We start from the raw sequence: 22175 nt of genomic DNA, 5'->3' as shown, positions 1-22175 counted from the left end.
CCTGACCGTGCTGCAGATGTCGTACCAGCATCGCACCGGCCCGATCCCACCACGGTGTCACCCCTCGGCGACCGCCGCCGCGATCGCGTCCCCCATCGCCTCCGTGCCGACGACACGGCTGCCGGTGACGGCGATGTCGTACGTACGGAGCCCGCCCGCCACCGTGCGCACGACGGCGGCCTCGACGGCCGCAGCCGGCTCGGCCAGCCCGAGCGCGTGGTCGAGCAGCATGGCGAGCGCACGGACGGTGCCGATCGGGTTGACGTCGTCCTTCCCTGCGTGGCTCGGCGCCGAGCCATGGACGGGCTCGAAGATGCCGGGCCCGTCACCGACGCTGGCCGACGCGAGCATGCCGATCGACCCGGCGACGGCACCGGCCTCGTCGCTGAGGATCCCGCCGAACAGGCCGTCGGTGAGGATGACGTCGAACCGGTCCGGGTGGCGGACCAGGTCGTTGGCGCAGTTGTCGACGAGCACGTGCTGCAGCCGTACGTCGGGGTACTCCTTCGCGATGCGCGTGACCTCGTCGCGCCACAGCGCAGAGCTCTCCAGCACGTTCGCCTGGTCGACCGAGGTCACCAGGCCACGCCGCCTCCCGGCCCACCGGAAGGCAGTGTGCGCGGTGCGCGCGATGTCGGTCGTGGAGTAGCTCATGGTGTCGAACGCTTCCGCCACGTCGCCGGCGAGCTGCCGGCGGCCACGCGGTTGGCCGTTGAACAGGCCGGCCGCCAGGTCCCTGACGATGACCAGGTCGATCGGCGCCCTGCCGTCGCCGGTACGGAGCGACGACAGGTCGGCGAGGTCGGGCGGCAACCGCACCGGCCGGATGCTGGTGTGCAGCCCCAGCTCGCGGCGCAGCTTCAGCAACGCCACCGTCGGGTTCTCGTCGCCCACAGACCGGTCGATCGCCGGGTCGCCGACCGCGCCGAGCAACACGGCCGCGGACGCCCGCGCGGCGGCCAGCGCAGCGGGTGGCAGGCTGGTCCCAGCGGTCGTCAGCCCGGCGGCGCCCACCGCGTGCTCGGTCACAGTGAACTCGTAACCCCAGCGCTGGCTCACCGCATCGAGCACCTTGACCGCCTGGGCGACCACCGAGGGGCCGATGCCGTCGCCGCCGAACGCGGCGATCTCGTACGCCACGGCGGCCGTCAGGCCCGCGATCCGGACTCGCGCGGGTCGGTGAGCCGCACGTCCTGCAACCCGGTGTAGCCCGGCTGCAACATGGTCAGCATGGTCTGCTCGAGGCTCGCGCGCGGGAGCACGCACTCCTCGCAGTCCACCGACTCCAGCACCAGGCGCACCGACAGGCTCTGGTCGTCCCAGTCGAGCACCTCGACGTCGGCGCCGTCGGCGCGCAGCGCCTCGCGCATCGGCGCGAGCAGGTCGTCGAGTTCCGCTTGCGAGGGTTTCACGGGTCCTCCCAGATCTTCGTTGCTCACCGGACCTCCCGGGTGACGGCGATCGATCCCCCGGGCCACGACGGCAGGTAGGCGGCCTTCACCCCGGTACCGCCGGTGCACAGCACGAGGTAGTCGGCGGGTGCCCGCGCGCAGCGCAGCACCTGCTGCCCGCGGGCGCCCTCGGTGAGGCGCGAAAGCGCGCTCGCCGGCAGCCGGTCCACCGGCAGCACCGCGTGCTCGTACAGGTACGCGCCGGTCGACTCGCGGGTCCAGCCCTCGGCGACGAGCCGCACCACCCACTCGGGCGGCAGCACGTACAGCTGTTGGCCGCCGCCGACCAGCTCACCGTTCGCGCTGATGCCCGCCGGCAACGGTGTCGCCGCGGCCAGCGACTCGAGCAGCCCGCGCGCGGTGTCGCTCCAGGTGTCGGCGACCTCGAGGTTGCCCGCCGTGCAGAACACGGTCACCGCATCCCGGTCCGCCGGCGCACCGCGGAACTCGTGCCACGTCTGCCACCCCGCGGGTGCCTGCTCCTCGGCGAGGCACAACGCGAACTTCGCCGGCTGGCCGAGCGTCGCCATGTCCAACGTGCCCGGCACGGCACCGCCGAGCACGCGGCAGGCCAACGCGAACGCACGGCCGAAGGCGGCGTTCACCGGCGTCGGCCCCAGGCAGTTCGCGCCGGTCGCGAACGGGTGCTGCAGCCGGCCGGCGCTGTGCACGATGATGCCGGCTGCCGCGTTGCCCGTCGTGGTGGAGACGCCGAGCAAGTTGAACTCGTCCGCGGTCACGGCGTCGACCGCGGCGAGCAGGTACGGCAGCACCCCTGGTGCGCAGCCGGCCAGTACGGCGCATACGGCGACGTCCTCGACGGTGGCCGGGTAGCACAACGGCGCGAGCGGTTCGACCGGCTCGTCCGCCGTACGTCCCGCCAGCATCGCCGACACCTTGGCCGCCGTCGGCGACGCCATCGGGAAGCCGTCGCCGAGCCCGGCCGCGTCCAGGCGCGCGACGACGCCCTCGGCGGCCGCGTCCCCTGTCACGACACGCAGCGCGGACGGGTCGACCGGTGCGGCGGCTGTGTTCATGGCACGGTCAATTCTGCCCGAAGGCATTGACCCCCGTCGCCTGTTCGTGTGAACCTCTTTTCGTAATCAGGATGGTTGTTCATATATACGCACCGGGTTAGCCATGACGACGTTCGGCGCTACCGAAGACTGGACCGACGCCCCCGTCGACGACGCCGGATTCCTCACCGGACAACCAGAATCCGACTGGGGTGACGGCCTGCCGCTCGTCCCGCCAACTGTCGACAGGATCGCGGCGATGCTCGAGCGCGTCGACCACGACGCCGACGCCGAGCTAGGCGAGATGCCACCCGCCGACGGCATCGTGACACCCGCGAAGGTCGCCGCGAACGCCGTACTTGCCGGGTGCCTGCCCGAGGTGTTCCCCGTCGTGCTTACCGCGGTGCAGGCAATGCTCGAGGAACGGTTCAACCTCAACGGCCTGCAGTCGACGACACACCCCGTAGCGCCGCTGGTCATCGTGCACGGGCCAGCCGTCCAGGAGCTGGGCTTCAACGCCGGCGCGGGCGCCTTCGGACCCGGCAACAGGGCGAACGCGACCGTCGGCCGCGCCGTGCGGCTGTGCCTGATGAACATCGGCGGCGCGCGCCCGGGTGCGCGGGACCGCGCGACCCAGGGCCAGCCGAGCAAGTACAGCTTCTGCATCGCGGAGAACGCCGCGGAGAGCCCGTGGGGTCCGTACACCGGCGGCGACACCAGCGCGCTGACCGTCGCCGGTTGCGAGAACCCGCACAACGTCAACGACCACGTGAGCACCGACGCGGTCGGCATCCTGTCCGTCATCGCGTCCACGATCACCAGCCTCGGCGCGAACAACGCGCACTACAGCGTCGGCGAGATCTTCGTCGCACTCGGCCCGGAGCACGCGGCCACCATCGCCGGCGCCGGCTTCGACCGCCGCGACGTACAGATGTGGCTGTACGAGCACGCGCGGATGCGACTGGGCGACTTCAAGCTCGGCGGCATGTGGGGCATGCAGTCGTGGCCGGCGTGGAAGAACGCCGCCACCGACGACGACACCGAGCTGCCGTACGCCGACTCCCCCGACGCGTTCCGCGTGGTGGTCACCGGCGGACCAGGCAAACACTCGAGCGTGCTGCACAGTTTCGGCATCACGTCGTCGGTGACCCGGCCGGTCACCACCGGCGCGAGCGAGCTCGGAGGTGAGAACGGATGACCCGTACCGTGCAGGTCTTCAGTCCGTTGGGCAGACAGGCCGACATCGGCGATGACGTCAAGACCGAGGTCGCGAACCTCGCCGGCGGTGTGCTCGGCATCCTCGACAACACCAAGCCGAACGCGCGCTTCCTCATGGAACAGGTCGCTCAACGCGTCGGCGAGCGTGCCGGCGGCATGCAGCTCAGCATCGAGCGCAAGGGCAGCGCCGCCGAAGGCATGAACGAGGACGTCCGCGAACGGCTCGCCGCCACCGCCAACGTCATCTTCACCGGGAGTGGTGACTGAGGCGCCTGCACGTCGTGGAGTTGCCGCGACGCCGCTCGGTTCGAGCGGGCAGGAATCCCCGTGGTCCTCTTCTGCACCACGCCGTTCGTGGCGATGGCGCAGACGCTGGTCACGGCTGCGGGTGTGCCGCAACTGCGCATCGTCGAAGCCAGTCACCCACTGGGCGGCCGGCAGGAGGCGGAGGTACTCGCCGAGGTACCGGCCGTCACCGACGAGGTGATGCGCCTCCTCGGTCTGGTCCCCTAGGTCGCATCGACACCAGGAAGCAGGGAACGCCATGCCCAGCGAGACCGTGGCCTGGCTGGTGGTCAACATCGTCGTCGGGGTGCTGACGTTGGTCGTCGCACTCTACGTCACAAAGGACTCCAGCTCGAGTCGCTGAGGAGAGCCGCAGCGTGGGGAACATCAACGTCTACTACGCAGTGAGCGCACTCGTCTTCTTCGTGCTCCTGCTGGGGATCGGTTTCACGCTGTCGCGCCGGCACCGCGCCGACAGCACCCCATGACTTCGCGGTGGCGTCCAGGCAGCTCGGCGCGCCGCGCATGGTGCTGATGAACATCGCGACGTACCTCAGCGCCGTCTCGCTCATCGGCTTCACCGGCTACGGGTACGCGAGCGGGTTCGCGATGGTGTCGTTCTTCTTCGGCACCATTCTCGGCCACTTCCCGTTGGCCCTGGTGGCGAAGCGGCTGCACCAGTGGCACGTCAGCAGCATCCCCGAGTTCGTCGGCCTGCGCTACAAGAGCTACGCGATGCGCATCTGGTTCGGGCTCGTCTTCGTCGCCGTCTACACGCTCTACCTGATGCTCAACCTGGTCGGTGTGGGCGTGCTGCTGCACAGCGTCGCCGGCTTGCCGGTATGGCTGTCCGAGCTCGTCGTGCTCGTCGCACTCATCGGCTACGTCACGCTCGGCGGGATGCGGGTCACGTCGCTGATCAACAGCGTGCAGGCCGTGGTCATCCTGGTCGTGGTGTTCGCCGGCGCCGCGATCGCGGTCGGCACGGCCGGCGGGTTCGGCGCGCTCCTCGACGACGTCCGCGCGGTCGACCCCACCCTGCTGTCCGCCACCAACGACGGCGCGCTCGGCCCGAGCATCCTGCTCGGCACGAGCATGGGCTGGATGGCCGGTGTCGCGTGCCGAGCCGACTTCGGCGCCCAGGCGCTGTCCGGGAAGCGGGCGCGGGTCGCCGGCTGGACGCTCGGGCTGCCCGGGTTGGTCATCGTCTTCGTCTACTTCGCGCTCAACCTGATCGGCCTGTCCGCGCGCACCCAGCTGCCCGAGCTGGCGAACAGCGACGCCGCGTTCCCGGTGTTCTTCAGCGAGATCGCCCCTCCCTGGATGGGCTGGGTGATGATCTTCGCCCTGCTCTCCGGCATCACGGCGGCCTGCGACTCGTACATCCTGACGATCAGCACGATCATCTCCAACGACGTCATCAAGCCGCTGCTGCAACGGCGCGGCACCGCCACCGACCGCACCGAGCGGCTGTCCGTCTACGGCGCACGGCTGACCGTCCTGGCGTCCGCGGCCGTCGCGTTCCTCCTGTCGCTGGCCGAGCTGCCACTGCTCGCGGTGGCGACGCTGAGCCTGTTCATCGTCTGGGGATCCACCTGCTTCGTGCCGTTGTACGGCGGCCTGCTCTGGCGCCGCGGCTCCGGCCGTGCCGCACTCGCGAGCTCCGGGGTCGGCATCGTGGTCGCGTTGATCTGGCTCAACGCACCACCGTTCGGCCCCGGCGCGGGTGCACTGGTCGCGATTCTCGCGTCGCTGGTCGCCTACGTGGCGTTGAGTCTCGCCAGCAAGCCCACCGAACCCGAGCTCACCCCGGCACCGAAGGCGGCCGTCGACACCCGACCCGTGGACGTATCCGCACAGCGGTGTCATGGTGACTCCCATGGCCACGGTGAGCGTCAGGTACATCGTCCACGACGTCAACGCCGCGATCGAGTTCTACTGCCGGCATCTGGGTTTTCTGCAGGTGATGCATCCTGCGCCGACGTTCGCCATGCTCGTCAGGGGCGACCTCCGGCTGGCGTTGAGCACACCCGACGGGGCGAGCAGGAACCGGGCGGCTGGAACCGTTTCTCCGTCGAGGTCACGGACATCGACGCCAGGGTCGAGGAGCTGCGACAGGCCGGCGTGCGCTTGCGCAATGACGTCGTCACCGGTGTCGGCGGCAGACGGGTGCTGATCGAGGATCCGTCCGGCAACCCGGTGGAGCTGTTCGAACCCACCAGGGCCGAGGCGAAGCTCGACGCAGGACCGTTGGAGCTGCGGCCGGTCGGGTTCGTGGAGTCCACCCTGACCGACATCGCGGATGCGCCGAACCAGGGCGACCTGGGCGCACCGGACGCTTGGCTGGTGTTCGAAGCCGAGTTCGGCGAGGCGATGCGTGACCTGACCGTCGGCGACGAGATCCTCGTGATCACGTGGTTCGACCGCGCCCGCAGGGACGTGCTCTCGACCTACCCGGGCTCCGACCCGCCCGACCCGGTGCTCGGCGTGTTCAACCTCCGCTCGCCGCAGCGGCCGAACCCGCTCGGCCCGCACCGGGTGCCGATCGTGGCGGTCGAGGGCAGCCGCGTGCACGTACGCAACCTGGAGGCGGTGCACGGCACTCCCGTCGTGGACGTCAAGCCGGTGCTCGACCGCCGGGAGCGGTGACCGGCCAATTCGATGGCGCGGCCGGGGGCGCGTGCACGAGGATGCCCCGATGGAGATCCGCATTCAATGCCTGGCGACGCGGTGCGCGAGCACCACGTACGCGCCGAAGAGCATCGCGTTCGCCGCGGCGAACGCGATGCCGACCGGCTCCACGACGATCCGTACCTCGGTGAGCAGGTACACGCCGGCCACCACCGACACGAGCGCTGCCGCGTTGCGCCACCCGCGCACTGCGACCGCCGCGATGACGATCACCGGTACGAACTCGATCGCGGCGACAGTGCCGAGCGGCAGCCGGTCGATGGCCACGTAGAAGCAGCTGTTCATCACCGCGAGCACGCCGCCCCACGCGAGCAGCAGCAGGCGGCCCCGGCCGTCGAGGTCGCGGAAGGCCCGCCAGGGCCGCCGCCACACGGCGAACAGGAGCGCCGCCGACGCGATCCGCAGCCACGCCACCCCCAGCACGTCGACGCGGGCGAAAAGCAGCACCGCGAACGCCGGCCCGAGGTAGTGGAACACCGCGCTCACCACGAAGTACCCGTGCGGCGGAATCGTCCTGCGATCCATGCGTTCATCATCGGAACTACGATTGGCAGCGTCCATGCCAGACCGGCCAGCCAGGACCTCGCAATGCCTTCGAAGAAGCCCACGAACTCCCATGATCCGTTCCGGAAAGTCCGCTACTCGACGACGTGAACCGTCGGCTGCTCGCCCTGCTCACGGACGACTGCCGGCTGTCCGTCGCGGAGCTCGCGCGCGGGGTGGGCATGTCCGCACCCGCGGTCCGGGAGCGGCTCGGCCGGCTCGAGCGCAGCGGGGTGATCCGCGGCTACCGGCTGGACGTCGACCCGGCCGCCGTCGGGCTGCCGGTGGCCGCGTGGATCCGCGTCCGTCCCGGCCCGAACCAGCTGAGCAAGATCCCCGACCTCGCCCGGCAGATCCCCGAGGTGAGCGAGTGCCACCGCATCACCGGCGAAGATTGCTTCCTGGTCAAGGCGCACCTACCCGACGTCGAGGCGCTCGAGCGCATCGTCGACCAGTTCCTCAGCTTCGGCCAGACCACCAGCTCGATCGTCGTCTCCACCCCCGTAGCGGCACGGATACCCGAGCGACACCCTGACGGTGTCACCGGGCGGTAGTAGCGTCGGGTCATGACGAACATCGCGCTGTTCCACTCGGTCCTCGGTATCAGGCACGGCATCCATGACGCCGCCGACCGGCTACGCGCACACGGCCACGAAGTGCTGCCCGTGGACCAGTACGACGGGCGGGTGTTCGACGACTACGACGAAGCGTCCGCGTTCGCCGAGCAGATCGGCTACCCGGAGCTGATGCGCCGGGCCACCGACGCGGTGGCGGCCATGCCGGACGGCTTCCTCTGCGTCGGCTTCTCCAACGGCGGCGGCATGTCCGAGTACGTAGCCACGCAACGTCGCGTCGCGGGCGTCGTCATGTGCTCGGGCGCGCTACCCCTGGACATGCTCGGCGTCGACGCGTAGCCGACGGGCGTCCCCGCGCAGATCCACTACACGGTGGAAGACGCGTTCCGCCAGGCCGGCTGGCCGGAGTCGGTGTACGCCTCCGTACAGTCCGCCGGCGCCGAGGTCGAGCACTTCGACTACCCGGGCAGCGGCCACCTCTTCACCGACAGCAGCCTCCCCACCGAGTACGACCCAGACGCCACCGAACTCCTCTGGGAACGCGTCTACGAGTTCTGCGCCAAACACGGCTAGCCGGGCCACGCCGCCCGGACCAGCTCGACGCGCCCGGCGTAGCGCGGCGGGCGCAACGGACCAGCCCGAGCCATAGGCCGGGCTCGCCGCGGCCGGCCTACCTCCATGCAGCCGGCGCAGATACCAATCGGACCACCGCCACGCCGAGCCAGCCACGGCCGCCTCGAGGCAGGCAGCGCAGGTACCAGCCCGGGCCGGCCACGGTCGGTCGGCCGGGGCCAGACCTGCCGAGACGACACCACCACCGGCCACCCAACACCCTCCGCACGCCGGCCCGGCCATCACGGCCGGCGCCGACGACGCCATCAGCAACCAAGCGCCGTGCGCGCCACTGCCAGGTGCCAGCCCGGGCCGCGCCCGGGGCGGACACACGGTCGCTAGCCGCCGGAGGGCTGGTGGTCGGTGAATGCGGCGTGGACGATGCGGCCGACGTCGGCGCCCAGGTCGCTTGCGTCGCCGCCGGTCGTGTCGGTTGTTGTCAGTGGGTCGGCGAAGCCTTCGGTCAGTACGACCACGACGACCGGGTGGTCGCCGGTCGGGCCCAGGTGCAGGACGCCGGCGTCGTGGCGTAGGCCAGGTAGGTCACCGGTCTTGTGCGCGACCCTGGTGCCCTCCGGCAGGTACCGGGGCAGGCGGTCGCGCACCTGCTGCCGGCCGAGCATGTCAAGCGCGGTGCGCGTATGCGAACCGGTCAGTACGTCCCCGCGCACCAGTGCGGCCAGCAGCGTGGCGATGTCGGCGGCGGTGATCACGTTGTCCAGGCCGCGGTCCCTGGCCGCCAGGTCCATCAGCTTGCGCTCCAGCCGGCTGCTGCCGAGCCCGCAGTCGCGCAGCAGCGCGTCGACCGCTTCGATGCCGATCACGTCGAGGACGGTGTTCGTCGCCGTGTTGTCCGAGACGATGACCATCAGCATCAGCAGGTCGCGCAGGCTCAGCTCATGGACGCTCGTCAGCTCCTTCAGCACCCCGCTGCCGCCGACCGGGTCACGGCACGGCCGCGGCACCCGTTGCTCGAGGTCGACCGTGCCCGCGTCCGCCAGCCGCAGCGCCGCGAGCAGGATCGGCACCTTTATGACGGAAGCCGCGGTGAACGGGTCACCGCCGGCCCAGTCGATGCGCTCACCGGTCTCGGCGTCCACCACCACGAGGCCGACGCGCCCGCCGTCGGGGCGGGCCCGCACCGCGTCGACGAGCCGTTGCAGCTTCGGCCGGGCGACGGCCAGCCCGTTCGAGTCGTAGCTCATAGCAGGATCAGGAAGAGGACGGCGAAGAGCGCGGTGTTGGCCAGCATGATCGCCCACCCGTTGAACATCATCAGGCGCAGGTTGCTCGACCTGGCCAGGCCCATCTGCCCGACCATGTCCGCGTTCGGGAACGGGCCGAACCAGTCGATCTGCGAGCTGCCGAGCAGCACCGCCGCCCACGCGGTCGGCGGAATGCCCAGCGACGCCACCATCGGCGCGAACAGCTTGTCCATCAGCACGACCTGCGCGACGGCGGCGCCCGCGACGCCCAGCCAGCCGATGAGCAACGCCAGCATGCAGAACCCGAACGCGCCGACGGTCAGCAGCACCGGCCGCGAGGTGTCGAGCAGGTCCTGGTACGCGCCGGTGTCGTCGACCAGCTCGAGCAGCGGGTTGAACAACCAGAACAACATGAACAGCCAGAGCAGCTTCGCCGCACCGGCGTACATCGCCTTCGCGATACGAACCGGGGAGAAGCCGCCGACGATGCCCGTGACGAACGCGGTCACGGGCATCACGATCAGCGCGTACGTGTACTCGGCGTGCATGACGATGCCGAGCGCCGTCATGGCCGCGAGGATGAGCACGAACGCCCACGTGGCGCGGCGCGCGGCACCGGTGCTCGCCTGGTCCGAGGCGGCCCCCAGCTCGACGTCCTCGGGGTCGTACTCGTTCGGTGACCGCTTCTGCAGGAAGCGCGCCATCACGAAGCCGGTGGCGATGGTGACGGCGGCCATCGGCAGGCCGGCACTGGCCAGGTACTGGGGTAGCTCAGGTCCGCGGCCCCGATGACCGTGACCACGGGCGCGGTGAACGGACCCACGAACAGCCCCGCGGCACCGGCCGAGTGCAGCATGGCCGCCACGGCTGGCGGTCGCCAGCCGACGGCCGCGGCGATCGGGATGATGATCGGCGCGAGGATCGCGTTCGCACCGACCATGGTGCCGAGCGTGGCCACCAGCAGGAACGACGACAGCACGATGCCGACGTGCACCCGGGTGCGGGTGTTCAGCCCGACCCTTGCCATCACCGCATGGACGAGCGTCTGGGCCGCGCCCGTCTCGCGGGCCACCTGGCCGACGCCGGCGCCGAGGATCACGACCAGCCCGATGATCGCGATGAAGCTGCCGAGCGACTCGCCGAGCAACGTCGCCATGGCCATCGGCCCGGTGACCGTCATCACCGCCGCGACGACCACTGCGGCGATGGTCGCGATCACCACGTCGACGCCGAAGACCACCAGCATTGCGTACGCGATGATCGGGGTGATCCCCCACAGCCCGGGCTTGCCGCCGCGCTCGCGATCGCCGCCGCGACGCCGATCGCGAGCGCGAAGACCACGAGCGCCGCAACCCTGGTGCGGTCGACCGAACCCCACCGTCTGCCAGAACCCGGCCCGGCCGACGCCGTCGTGGAACCCGTCACATCGCGACCTCCGCTCGACCCTCGGGCAGACCAAGATCACACGGTACAGCGGCCCGGCGTGGCCACCTGACGGTTGCCGCGGTGGTGGTATTCGTTCGCGGGACGGGGCTTCAGAACCGGGTGGGGAGCTCCTGGATGACGTGGCCGCTGTCGTCCAGCAGCAGCACCAGGTTCCACTTGTCGAACGCGGTGCACGGGTGCGAGATGGCGAAGCCGACCCACTCGCCCACCGCCAACGGCTCGTCGGCCGGCAGGTCGATGAAGCAGTGCTGGTCGTTCAGGTGCGCGCCGACGCCCTGCAGGTCGGACGACGGCCCGCCGGCGGCCGGCTTCCGCCACCGCGGCGCCGGCAGGTCCTGGTCGTACGGCGCGTCGCGGCGGCCGACGTCCACTACCGCGCGCGTCGGCTCCGGGCGCGAGAGCACCCTGCCCCACACCTCGAACGCGGGCGTCAGCTCCGGGCCGTCGCCACCGCGGGCGACCGCCGTGGTGCGGGCGTACAGGCCCTCGTCGTGCGTGACGTACGCACCGGACCGCAACACGACGGTCTTCGGCACACCGGTGAGCGAGTCGTCGTCGACGAGCACGGCGGCGACGTCGTCGAAGTACGCGGAGCCGCCCGCGGTGACCAGCAGCGGCCGGTCCGGCTCCGGCTGGACCAGGCCGGCCTGCACCAGGTCCACGGCCACCGCGTGCATCCGCCGGCAGAAGTCGATGACGGCGCAGCTCTCGGCGCCCTTCGCCGCGCGCGACGCGGCCACGCCCTCGTAACCGGCGACGCCGCTCAGCCGCAGCCAGGAGCTCTCCGTCACCGCACGGGCGACCCGGATGGCGGTCTCCTCGTCACGCACACCGGTGCGGCCACCGTCGACGCCGACCTCGAGCAGTACGTTCAGCCTGGTGCCCACCGGCAGCTGGCCGCGCAGCCCGCGGTCGAGCAGGGCGACCCCGTCGACGCTGTCCACGTAGCACCACAGGCCGAGATCGTAGTCGCGCGCGAGCGTCGCACCGAGCCACCTGATGCCGGCCACGTCGGTGACCTGGTTGGCGATCAGCACCCGGCGCGCACCCGCGGCGAGCGCCACCCTGGCCTGCGCGGGGCTGGCCGCGGTGAGGCCCCATGCCCCGGCCGTCAGCTGCCTGGCGAAGATGTCCGGCGCCATGGTGGTCTTGCCGTGCGGTGCGAGCTCGGCGCCGTGCCTGCGGCACCAGTCCTGCATGGCCGCGATGTTGCCGACGAGTGCGCGCTCCCTCAGTACCGCGAACGGGGACGCGACCGTGCCGTCGAACGGGTCCACCCCGACGAGCACGCCCGGGACGTCGTCGAGCAGGCCACGGAAGTAGACCGGCAGCTCGTACCGGATGCTGCCGTAGTCGTCGTCGCCCTCGCCGATCATCGGGTCGCACCGGCGCCGGCACACCGGTCAGCCGAGACAACGAACATGAGCAGCTCCTCACGCACTGTCGACGACCGTCATGCTGTCAGGTCGGCCGAGCCGGCGGCTCACGGGGTCCGCGCCGACAACAGCACCTCGATGCCGTCCAGCACGCGGCGCAGCCCGAACTCGAACAGCTGCTCCGGGTCGCCGGCCGAGCCGTGCGCCTCCCCCACTGCGGCGCCTACCCGGGACGCCAACGGGTACTCGTCCGCACGCACCACCGTGTCGAGGAACGGCGCACGGGTCTGCCACCACTCCTCGTCGGTCATGCCCGTACGTGCCCGCACCTCGCGCGCCTGGACGGCACGGCGCGCAGCCGCCTGCACCAGGTCGGCGACGAGCGCCACGACCGCGTCCATCTCCAGGTCGTCCAGCCCGCTGTCCGCTACGGCCCGCAGCTCGTGCTCGTACTTGGCCATCAGGTTCGGTCCGAGCACCGGCCGCGGCGTCGCCACCTGCAGCATCCACGGGTGCCGCCGGTACAGCGCCCAGTTCTCCCTCGCCACCTGCTCAAGGCGCGCCCGCCAGCCGGCGGCCGGGTCGTCCGGCTTGGCCGTCTCCGCGTAGACCGCGTCGAGCATCAGGTCGAGCAGCTCGGCCTTGCCAGGCAGGTACGTGTACAGCGACATGGTGCCGACGCCCACCTCGGTGGCGATCTTCCGCATGGACAGCGCGCCGAGCCCCTCCCGGTCGGCCAGGTCCACCGCGGCGCGGACGATCGCGGCGACCGTCACCCGCCCCTTCGGGCCGCGCCTGCCGCGCTCCTCGGTGCCCCACAGCAGGGCGAGGCTGCGTGCCGGGTCACCGGTGCTGCTGAAGTCAGTTGCCATCGACCGTCACCGTTCGGAATCTTTCCGCGCCCTCGCGCGGTACCCTGCGGGCACCAGCTCCGTACATCGTACGAGGTTGGTCTCGCTCGCTGCGCTCAGCTTGCCGGCCACCGAAGGAGACAGCATCGTTGGGGTACCACGAGGATCCAACCCACCACCGGACGGAGACGGCCATCGACGCGCGCCACGAGAGCCTGCTCCGGCTGCCGGCGCTGTTCCGACCGGCTGACCCGCCGCGGACCGGCCAGCTGCTCTTCTGGGCGGCCACCGACGACGCGTTGCCGCCGGTCGGCGAGCCGTCGCAGCACCGGGTCGTGGAGCACCACGACGGCTTGCTGCAAGCGGTCGAGGTCCGGGCGCGCGGGCTCGCTCTGGCCGACGCGCTGCCGCTGCTGCTCACCGCTGGCGCCGCCGACACCGGGCACCCCGCGGTCGGGTTCTGGGCCGCCGCCGCGCATGCCGCCGTGCACCTGGTCGGCCGCGGCCGGCTGCTGCCAGGGGTGTCCCCCGCCGGCCACGGGGCCTGGCGGGTCGGCCCGCTGGACGTGGCCGACGCCGAGCACCTCCGTGCGCTCGCCGCGGCGATGCCGGTCGAGGCCAGGGCCACGTCGGCCGGCGACGGCGAGCTGCGGCTGCCCGCCGCGCAGCCGCTGGTGCGCGCGTTCTACGACGCGGTCGCCGACCTGCTGCCCCGCAGCCCGGCCGCGCCGCTCGCCAGCGAGACGCCCGCCTACGCGGCGGCGGAGCCGGTGCCGGCCGGGCAGCTCACCGGGTGGGCGCACGACGTCGCGGCCGGCATCGACACCGGCGTACGGGTGTCGCTGCGGCTCGAGGTCGACGACCTGGCGGCCGGCGCGTTCCGCGCGGTCGCGCAGGCGCACAGCCTCGCCGACCCCACGGTGGTCATGGACGTACGCGAGCTCGCCGCCGGCGCCATGCGCGGCTTCGGCCCGCGGGCCAGGATCGACGCGATGGTCGCCCTGCGGCGCGCGGCGCGGGTCTGGCCACCGCTCGGCCGGTTCTTGCAGACCGCGGTGCCGGACGAGATCCCGCTGACCGACGACGAGGTCGTCGAGCTGTTGGGCAACGAGGGCGTACGGCTGGCCGCCGCCGGCGTGGACGTGCACTGGCCGAAGGGCCTCACCCGCGGGCTGTCCACGCACGCGAAGGTGCAGAGCGCGGCGCCACCGTCGGAGAGCGCAGGCCTGCTCGGCAGCGAGGAGCTGCTGACGTTCAGCTGGCAGCTCGCGCTCGGCGGCGAGGAGCTGACCGCCGGCGAGATGGACGCGCTCGCCGAGGCCCACCGGCCGGTCGTACGGCTGCGCGACCAGTGGGTGCTCGTCGACGCGGCGGCGGCGCAGCGCGCCAGGCAGCGGGTGCTGCAGCCGGTGTCCGCGGTCGACGCGCTCGGCATGGCGCTGACCGGCACCGCAGAGCTCGACGGCCGCGCGGTCGAGGTCCGCTCCGGCGGCTGGCTGGACGAGCTGCGGGCCAGGATCGCCGAGCCGGACGCCGACGACGAGCCGGTCGCCCAACCCGCCGACCTGACCGCGTCGCTGCGCGACTACCAGCTGCGCGGCCTGCGCTGGCTGGCCAGGATGACGTCGCTTCGCCTCGGCGGCTGCCTCGCCGACGACATGGGGCTTGGCAAGACGATCACCGTCATCGCGTTGCACCTGCAGCGGCAGGCCGACAGCGCGACGCCCGGCCCGACGCTCGTGGTGTGCCCGGCGTCGCTACTCGGCAACTGGGAGCGCGAGATCGCCAGGTTCGCGCCGGGCACGTCCGTGCATCGGTACCACGGCGCCGGGCGCAGCCTCGCCGACGTCGCTGACGGCTTCGTGCTCACCACGTACGGCACCATGCGGCTGGACCACGAGCAGCTCGCCGGCACCCGGTGGGGCCTGCTCGTCGCGGACGAGACGCAGCACGTGAAGAACCCGTTCTCCAGCACGGCGAAGGCGCTGCGCCGCATCCCCGCGCACGCCCGCGTCGCGCTCACCGGCACGCCGGTCGAGAACAACCTGTCCGAGCTGTGGGCGATCCTCGACTGGACGACGCCAGGCCTGCTCGGCACGCTCACGGCGTTCCGGTCGCGCTGGGCGAAGGCGATCGAGGCGGACCGCGACACCGAGGTCAGCGCGAAGCTGGCCCGGCTGATCCGGCCGTTCCTCCTCCGCCGCCGCAAGACCGACCCCGGCATCGCACCCGAGCTGCCGCCCAAGACCGAGACCGACCACGCGGTGGTGCTCACCCGCGAACAGGCGTCGCTGTACGAGGCCGTGGTGCGGGAGATGCTCGCGGAGATCCGCCGCAGCGGCGGCATGGAACGCCGCGGCCTCGTGCTCAAGCTGCTCACCGCGCTCAAGCAGATCTGCAACCACCCGGCGCAGTACGTCAACGAGACCCAGCACAAGCTCGCCGACCGGTCGGGCAAGCTCGACCTGCTCGACGAGCTGCTCGACACCATCGTCGCGGAGGACGGGGCGGCGCTGGTCTTCACCCAGTACGTCTCGATGGCCCGGCTGCTCGACCGCCACCTCACCGGCCGCGGTATCACCACACGGCTGCTGCACGGCGGCACCCCGGTGGCGCGCAGGGACGAGCTGGTGCAGGAGTTCCAGGCCGGCGAGGTACCGGTGTTCCTGCTGTCGCTGAAGGCGGCCGGCACCGGGCTCAACCTCACCCGCGCCGACCACGTCGTGCACTACGACCGGTGGTGGAACCCGGCGGTCGAGGAACAGGCCACCGACCGCGCGTACCGCATCGGCCAGACGAAGGCCGTGCAGGTGCACCGGCTGCTCAGCGAGGGCACCGTGGAGGAGCGCATCGCCGAGCTGCTGGAGAGCAAGCGGGCGCTGGCCGACGCGGTGCTGAGCGGCGGCGAGGCCGCGTTCACCGAGCTGACCGACGACGAGCTCGCCGAGCTGGTGGAGCTCGCCGGACCGCGGGCCCGTGGCACCGCAGTTGCGGGGGCGTCATGAGTGATCTCTCCGCCGACCGCGTTCGCGGCTTCCCACCGTTCCCCCGGCAGGCGCGCGGTGCGCGGTTCGCCAGGTCGTGGTGGGGCGAGGCCTGGATCCAGGCGATGGAGGAGACCTCGCTGGACCGTGGCCGGCTCAGCCGCGGCCGCACGTACGCGCGCACCGGCCACGTCGACTCCATCACCGTCAGCCCGGGCCGCATCGCCGCACCCGTGCACGGCAGCGACCCGGAGCCGTACGACACCGTCGTCACCGTCGAGCAGCTCTCCGACGCGCAGTGGGACCGCTTCCTCGACCAGGTGGCGGGCACTGCGGCGCACATCGCGGCGCTGCTCGACCACGACATGCCGCCGGAGCTGGTGGCGGACGCGTCCGACGCGGGCGTGCCGTTGCTGCCGGACGTCGGTGACCTCGAACCGGAGTGCACGTGCCTCGACTGGGGCTATCCGTGCAAGCACGCCGCCGCGCTGTGCTACCAGGTGTCGTGGCTGCTCGACACCAACCCGTTCCTGCTGTTGTTGCTGCGCGGACGCGGCGAGCGCGAGCTGCTGCGCGAGCTGCAGCGCCGCAACGCCGAGCGCGGCGGTGCCGACGGCGAGCCGACTGCGCAACCACCGAGCACCGAGCTCGCCGTCGACGCCTACGCCGCCGGGCCGGCGCCGCTGCCCGGCCCGCCACCGCCACCGGACGAGCCGACGCCGCTTGTGCTGCCGCCCAGTGAACACGTCGACGTCGCTGCGCTCGGCTTCCTCGCCGCGGACGCCGCCCGCCGCGCGGCCGACCTGCTCCACCACCGGCAGCCGCAGCCCACGGACGTCTGGCCGGACACCGTGCGGATCGCCGCGACCTGCACCGACCGGCGCGTGCTCACCAGGCTCGCCGCGACGACAGCGCGCCCCGACGAGCTGGTGCGGGCCGCGACCGCGTGGCGGTACGGCGGCGCCGCCGGCCTGGCCGCCCTGGAGGAGGTGTGGACACCTCCCGCGGCCGACCTCGCGCGCGCCTGGGACGCGGTCACCGCTGCCTGGGACACCGACCAGCTGCCCGAGGTGCACAACTGGCGCAACCGCTGGACCGTCGGCGACGCGCAGCTGAGGTACGGCCAGGACAGGCGGTGGTACCCGTTCCGGGAGGACGACGGCCAGTGGTGGCCGGCCGGCCACCCCGACCACGACCCGGTCGCCGTGCTCACCGACCTGCTCGCCTGAGCCCACTACTCGACGCGGCGGTGCCCGTAGGTCTCGTGCTCGGTGACGAACCCGAGGCCGGCGTAGAGAGCCGCTGCCGCGGCGTTCGTGGCGTCGTGCTCCACCGTGGCCGTCCGCATGCCCGCCCGGTGTAGCTCGGCGAGCCCGCGGCACATCAGCGCCCTGGCCAGGCCGAGCCGGCGGAACGCGTCGCTCGTGCCGACCGGCTCGAAGTGCCCGACCCGGTTGAGCTCGTCGAGCCAGGTGACCGTGTACGCGGCGAACCTGCCGCCGGGCGCGACCACGACGAGCTCGCGTTCCGGCCGGTAGCCCGGCCGGAACAGCACGCCGTCGGACAGCTCCCGTCCCGTCCACGAGGTGCCGAACGACTCGTTGCGCACGGCGGCGAGCCGGTCGGCGTCGGTGTACGTCGCCGCGCGGACGGTGAACCCGGCGGGCAGCTCGGCGACCGGCAGCTCGGCCAGCGGCCTTGCGGTCACGTGGTCCCACTTGCGGTACCGCTCGAACCCGAGCCGCGCCAGCTGCCGCGCCCGCACCTCGTCGTCGCCGTAGACGTCGCTGATCGCCCACGTGTTGCCGTGGCCGGTGGCCACCATCACGTCCCTCGTCACCCGGTACGCCCGCGCCAGCATCGCCAACTCGGCTTCGGTACCCCGCAGCGCCGGCCGGGTGAACAGGTCGAAGGAGGTGTCGAACCGGCCGCACAACGCCACGGCCGCCACGCCGTCGGCGTCCTCCCACACCCGCACCACGTCGCCGAGCACGGGACCGTGCAGGCCCTCGTAGATGCGGTGCGCGAGGTCGCCGACGTGACAGCAGCCGGGCAGCCCGGCCTGCCGCCGCCACTGCGCAAGCGCCTCCTGCAGCCGCGGCAGGTCGGCGTCCACGTACGGCCGCGACGCGTCAGGTGACCGAGGGCTGCCCATGACGCCGAGATTAGCCGCACGCGCGTGGCTGGTCGTCGCATATCCTCGGCCGATGGCAACTGCGCAACGGACTGCCGACGCAGCGGACGTCATCGTCGTCGGCGCGGGTCTTGCCGGCCTCGTCGCGGCCACCGAGCTGCTCAACGCCGGACGCGACGTCATCGTCGTCGACCAGGAACCTGCCGCGTCGCTCGGCGGCCAGGCCTTCTGGTCCTTCGGCGGCCTGTTCCTCGTCAACTCCCCCGAGCAACGCAGGCTCGGCGTACGCGACTCGCGAGCGCTGGCCTGGCGCGACTGGCTGGGCTCCGCCCAGTTCGACCGCGACGTCGACCACTGGCCACGCAAGTGGGCGGAGGCGTACGTCGACTTCGCCGCCGGCGAGAAGCGCAGCTGGCTGCACGCCCAGGGGGTGCGCTGGTTCCCGCTCGTGCAGTGGGCCGAGCGCGGTGGCTACGACGCGAGCGGGCACGGCAACTCGGTCCCCAGGTTCCACGTCACCTGGGGCACCGGCCCCGGCATCCTCGAACCGTTCGTCCGGCAGGTGCGGGCGGCGGCACGCGACGGCCTGCTCCGGCTCCGCTTCCGGCACCGCGTCACCGGGCTGCGGACCAGTGGCGGCACCGTCACCGGCGTCACCGGCGAGGTCCTCGCCGACAGCGACGCCGTACGAGGTGCTCCCAGCTCGCGCGACGTCGCCGGTGAGTTCGAGCTGAGTGCACAGCTGGTCATCGTCACCTCGGGCGGCATCGGCGCCGACCACGACCTGGTGCGTACGTCGTGGCCGCAGGAGTACGGACCGCCGCCGCACCGGATGCTGTCCGGGGTGCCGGACCACGTGGACGGCGCGCTCATGGACGTCGTACGGCGACACGGCGCACGGGTCATCAACGCCGACCGGATGTGGAACTACCCGGAAGGGGTTCGCAACCACAGCCCCGTCTGGTCGCAGCACGGCATCAGGATCCTCCCCGGGCCGTCTTCGCTGTGGCTCGACGCGCACGGCGAGCGGCTGCCCGCTCCCCTCTTCCCTGGCTTCGACTCGCAGGGGGCGCTGCGACACATCGTCGCGACCGGGTTCGACCACTCCTGGTTCGTGCTCAACCGCACGATCATGCGCCACGAGTTCGCGCTCTCCGGCTCCGAGCAGAACCCGGACCTCACGGAGAAGGACGTCAAGCTGCTGCTGCGGCGCGTGCTGCCAGGCGCCACCGCACTCATCGAGCAGTTCGCCGGCCGCTGCCCGGACTTCGTGACGGCACGCACGGTGCCGGAGCTCGCCAGCCGGATGAACGACCTCACCGGTGAGCCGCTCATCGACGCCAGGGCGTTGGCCCGGGTGGTCGAGGCGCGCGACGCACAGGTGCGCAGCGGCCTGGGCAAGGACGCCCAGCTCGCCGCCGTCACCGCCGCGCGTCGGTTCGTGACCGACAGGATCATGCGCGTCGCGAAACCGCACCCGTTGACCGACCCTGCCGCGGGGCCGCTGATCGCCGTGCGGCTGTCCATCCTCACCAGGAAGACCCTCGGCGGGGTCGAGACCGACCTGCACGGCCGGGTGCTGACCGGGTCGGGCGAACCGGTGCCCGGACTGCTCGCCGCCGGCGAGGCAGCCGGCTTCGGCGGCGGCGGCATGCACGGCTACCGCGCGCTCGAGGGCACCTTCCTCGGCGGCTGCCTGTACTCCGGCCGGGTCGCCGCACAGACCGCCGCGGCCGACGTCCGCTGACACGTACGGGACCTACCACTACCGACGCCACGGCGGCGACCTGGGGAGAATGGCCTCGGGAGGAGGCCCGATGGCGAACGGTGGGCACGAGCGCGAGCGGTTCCCGCTGCTCGGGCTGAGCTTCGTGCTGTTCCTCGGCACGGTGCTCTCGCACCCGCTGCTGTGGGGGACGCTGGCCATCGCGCTGGCCATCAGCGCGCCGTTCGCCGCCCTGATGGTGCCGGTGTGCCTGCTGCTGATCCTGCCGTGGACGCGCCGCGCGGGTAAGGCCATCATCCGCACGCTGGCGCTGATCCCCAGCCCGATCGTGATCGCGCTGACGTCCGTCGTGCGCGGCTACACCAGCCTGCACCGGCGGGCGGCCGGCTGGATCCTCGACACCGACGTCCCGTCGCCGTACCTACCGCCCACCGGGCGCGGCCTCGCGCGGAGGTACCGCAGGACGCTGCGCGACGCGGCGACCTGGCGCGACCTCACCTGGCTGTTGCTCAACGGCACCCTCGGCCTGCTGCTGTGCGTGCTCACGTTCGCGCTCTTCCTCGGCGCGCTGTGGTACTTCCTGGTGCCGTTGCTCGAACGGGTGGTGCCCGGCATCGACCTGATACCGGTGATCCTCGCCGAGCTGCTCGGCGCCGCGCAGGCCGAGGTGGTCTCCGTCGCCCTCGGCGTGGTCATCCTCGTCATCTGGTGGCAGCTCGCGCCCACGCTGATGCGCGGCTACGGTCACCTGGCCAGGCTGCTGCTCGGCCCCACGGAACGGGCCAGGCTCGCGTTGCGCGTCGAACAGCTGGCGGAGTCGCGGGCCGAGACCGTCGACGCGCAGGCCGCGGAGATCCGCCGCATCGAACGCGACCTGCACGACGGTGCCCAGGCGCGGCTCGTCGCGCTCGGCATGAACCTCGGCATGGCCGAGGAGCTGGTCGACCGCGACCCACAGGCCGCCAGGGAACTGCTCGCGGAGGCCCGCCAGTCGAGCAGCCAGGCCCTCGCCGAGCTACGCGACCTGGTGCGCGGCATCCACCCGCCGGTGCTCGCCGATCGCGGCCTCGACGGCGCGATCCGGGCGCTCGCCCTCGACAGCCCACTTTCCGTAGGAACCGACATCGAACTTCCCGGTCGGCCGTCTGCCCCGGTGGAGTCCGCGGCATACTTCGCGGTAGCGGAGTCACTGACCAACGCCGCCAAGCACAGCAGGGCCACGATGGCGTGGGTCACCGTCAGGTACACCGAGGGCCGACTCGTCATCGTGGTCGGCGATCGCGGCCGCGGCGGCGCGAGCGTCGGCAAGGCCGGCGGTCTGCACGGAATTCGCAGGCGCCTCGGCGTATTCGACGGGACAATGAAGCTCACCAGCCCGCCAGGCGGGCCGACCGTAGTCACGATGGAGGTGCCGTGCGAGTTGTCATCGGCGAAGACCTCGCCCTCCTGAGGGAGGGAATGATCCGGCTGTTCGCCGGACACGGGTTCGAGGTCGTCGAGGCGGTGGACAACGGCCCGTCGCTGCTGCGCGCGCTCGTCACGCACCACCCGGACGTCGCCATCGTCGACGTCCGGCTGCCGCCGACGTTCACCGACGAGGGCCTGCGCGCCGCGCTCGACGCCAGGAAGCAGATCCCCGGGCTGCCGGTGCTCGTGCTTTCGCAGTACGTCGAGCAGCTCTACGCGCGGGAGCTGCTCTCCGACCGCACCGGCAGCGTCGGCTACCTGCTGAAGGACCGGGTCTCCGACATCGGGCAGTTCATCGAGGCGGTCGAGCGGGTCGCCGCCGGTGGCACGGCCATGGACCCCGAGGTCATCTCCCGCCTGCTCACCAACCGCGCCACCGACGAGCCCATGCAACGGCTCACCGCCCGCGAGCGGGAGGTGCTCGAGCTGATGGCCGAGGGCCGCACGAACACCGCCATCGCCGGCAGGCTGTACATCACCGAGAAGGCCGTCAGCAAGCACACCAACAGCATCTTCACCAAGCTCGACCTACCACCGTCCGAGGGCGACAACCGCCGCGTCCTCGCCGTCCTCGCCTACCTCGACACCTGACGGC

17 protein-coding genes and 5 pseudogenes are annotated in these 22175 nt (G+C 71.9%); 13 read left to right on the top strand and 9 right to left on the bottom strand.

Annotated elements, in window-relative coordinates:
• Positions 1–57: 57 nt before the first annotated feature.
• Genes leuB through GEV07_00170 form a run of 3 tightly spaced genes read right to left on the bottom strand, consistent with a single transcriptional unit; the run spans position 58 to position 2488 of the window.
• On the bottom strand, positions 58–1323 hold the full coding sequence (gene leuB, locus GEV07_00180) for a 3-isopropylmalate dehydrogenase (GenBank protein ID MQA01197.1): 1266 nt from the start codon (positions 1321–1323) through the stop codon (positions 58–60).
• Positions 1149–1412 carry a hypothetical protein gene (locus tag GEV07_00175; protein ID MQA01196.1) on the bottom strand — a complete coding sequence of 88 codons (264 nt, stop codon included), beginning with the start codon at positions 1410–1412 and terminating at the stop codon, positions 1149–1151. The genes leuB and GEV07_00175 overlap by 175 nt, the downstream gene beginning before the upstream one ends.
• 23 nt (positions 1413–1435) lie before the next feature.
• Entirely contained in the window at positions 1436–2488 is a 1053-nt protein-coding gene (locus tag GEV07_00170; GenBank protein ID MQA01195.1) for a hypothetical protein, read from the bottom strand.
• A 103-nt stretch (positions 2489–2591) separates the two neighbouring features.
• Between GEV07_00170 and GEV07_00165 the strand changes: the two genes are divergently transcribed.
• From GEV07_00165 to GEV07_00140, 6 genes and pseudogenes are all read left to right on the top strand, one after another.
• Positions 2592–3665, top strand: a complete 1074-nt coding sequence (locus GEV07_00165) for a hypothetical protein (GenBank protein MQA01194.1) — start codon at positions 2592–2594, stop codon at positions 3663–3665.
• Entirely contained in the window at positions 3662–3952 is a 291-nt protein-coding gene (locus tag GEV07_00160; protein MQA01193.1) for a hypothetical protein, read from the top strand. The genes GEV07_00165 and GEV07_00160 overlap by 4 nt, the downstream gene beginning before the upstream one ends.
• A gap of 60 nt (positions 3953–4012) precedes the next feature.
• Positions 4013–4198, top strand: coding sequence for a hypothetical protein (locus GEV07_00155; GenBank protein ID MQA01192.1), 186 nt, complete (start codon positions 4013–4015; stop codon positions 4196–4198).
• Positions 4199–4495: 297 nt separating this feature from the next.
• Positions 4496–5644: pseudogene (locus GEV07_00150) on the top strand (hypothetical protein).
• 205 nt (positions 5645–5849) lie between these two features.
• Positions 5850–6184: pseudogene (locus tag GEV07_00145) on the top strand (VOC family protein).
• A gap of 36 nt (positions 6185–6220) precedes the next feature.
• Positions 6221–6619 carry a tRNA (N6-threonylcarbamoyladenosine(37)-N6)-methyltransferase TrmO gene (locus GEV07_00140; protein MQA01191.1) on the top strand — a complete coding sequence of 133 codons (399 nt, stop codon included), beginning with the start codon at positions 6221–6223 and terminating at the stop codon, positions 6617–6619.
• Between the two features lie 69 nt (positions 6620–6688).
• Here the strand turns inward: GEV07_00140 and GEV07_00135 are convergent.
• A pseudogene (locus GEV07_00135) lies at positions 6689–7222 on the bottom strand (EamA family transporter).
• Positions 7223–7311: 89 nt separating this feature from the next.
• Here GEV07_00135 and GEV07_00130 point away from each other — a divergent pair.
• Entirely contained in the window at positions 7312–7758 is a 447-nt protein-coding gene (locus GEV07_00130) for a winged helix-turn-helix transcriptional regulator (protein MQA01190.1), read from the top strand.
• A gap of 12 nt (positions 7759–7770) precedes the next feature.
• A pseudogene (locus GEV07_00125) lies at positions 7771–8352 on the top strand (dienelactone hydrolase).
• Between the two features lie 377 nt (positions 8353–8729).
• On the opposite strand, the gene GEV07_00120 reads toward GEV07_00125, so the two are convergent.
• From GEV07_00120 to GEV07_00105, 4 genes and pseudogenes are all read right to left on the bottom strand, one after another.
• Positions 8730–9596 (bottom strand): serine hydrolase, encoded by an 867-nt coding sequence (locus GEV07_00120; protein MQA01189.1) that lies wholly within the window; start codon positions 9594–9596, stop codon positions 8730–8732.
• Positions 9593–10842, bottom strand: a pseudogene (locus GEV07_00115) (gluconate:proton symporter). The gene GEV07_00120 and the pseudogene GEV07_00115 overlap by 4 nt, the downstream one beginning before the upstream one ends.
• Positions 10843–11131: 289 nt before the next feature.
• A complete protein-coding gene (locus tag GEV07_00110; protein MQA01188.1) occupies positions 11132–12418 on the bottom strand; it encodes an amino acid deaminase in 1287 nt (428 codons plus the stop codon).
• Positions 12419–12525: 107 nt separating this feature from the next.
• Positions 12526–13290, bottom strand: a complete 765-nt coding sequence (locus tag GEV07_00105) for a TetR family transcriptional regulator (protein ID MQA01187.1) — start codon at positions 13288–13290, stop codon at positions 12526–12528.
• Positions 13291–13484: 194 nt separating this feature from the next.
• Between GEV07_00105 and GEV07_00100 the strand changes: the two genes are divergently transcribed.
• Positions 13485–16274, top strand: a complete 2790-nt coding sequence (locus tag GEV07_00100) for an ATP-dependent helicase (protein MQA01186.1) — start codon at positions 13485–13487, stop codon at positions 16272–16274.
• Positions 16271–17482 (top strand): hypothetical protein, encoded by a 1212-nt coding sequence (locus GEV07_00095; protein ID MQA01185.1) that lies wholly within the window; start codon positions 16271–16273, stop codon positions 17480–17482. The genes GEV07_00100 and GEV07_00095 overlap by 4 nt, the downstream gene beginning before the upstream one ends.
• Before the next feature lie 5 nt (positions 17483–17487).
• On the opposite strand, the gene GEV07_00090 is transcribed toward GEV07_00095, so the two are convergent.
• Positions 17488–18570: a GNAT family N-acetyltransferase gene (locus tag GEV07_00090; GenBank protein ID MQA01184.1), complete on the bottom strand. Its 1083-nt coding sequence runs from the start codon at positions 18568–18570 to the stop codon at positions 17488–17490.
• Between GEV07_00090 and GEV07_00085 the strand changes: the two genes are divergently transcribed.
• From GEV07_00085 to GEV07_00075, 3 genes are all read left to right on the top strand, one after another.
• A complete protein-coding gene (locus GEV07_00085) occupies positions 18461–20134 on the top strand; it encodes an FAD-binding dehydrogenase (protein MQA01183.1) in 1674 nt (557 codons plus the stop codon). The genes GEV07_00090 and GEV07_00085 overlap by 110 nt on opposite strands.
• A 214-nt stretch (positions 20135–20348) precedes the next feature.
• Positions 20349–21563, top strand: a complete 1215-nt coding sequence (locus GEV07_00080; protein MQA01182.1) for a sensor histidine kinase — start codon at positions 20349–20351, stop codon at positions 21561–21563.
• A complete protein-coding gene (locus tag GEV07_00075; GenBank protein ID MQA01181.1) occupies positions 21527–22171 on the top strand; it encodes a response regulator in 645 nt (214 codons plus the stop codon). Before GEV07_00080 ends, GEV07_00075 begins: the two co-directional genes overlap by 37 nt.
• Positions 22172–22175: the final 4 nt, after the last annotated feature.

The organism is Streptosporangiales bacterium, from assembly GCA_009379825.1.
In the GTDB taxonomy this organism is placed as follows: domain Bacteria; phylum Actinomycetota; class Actinomycetes; order Streptosporangiales; family WHST01; genus WHST01.
Note: the sequence above shows the minus strand (reverse complement) of the source record. Positions and strands in the feature narration are given on the sequence as shown.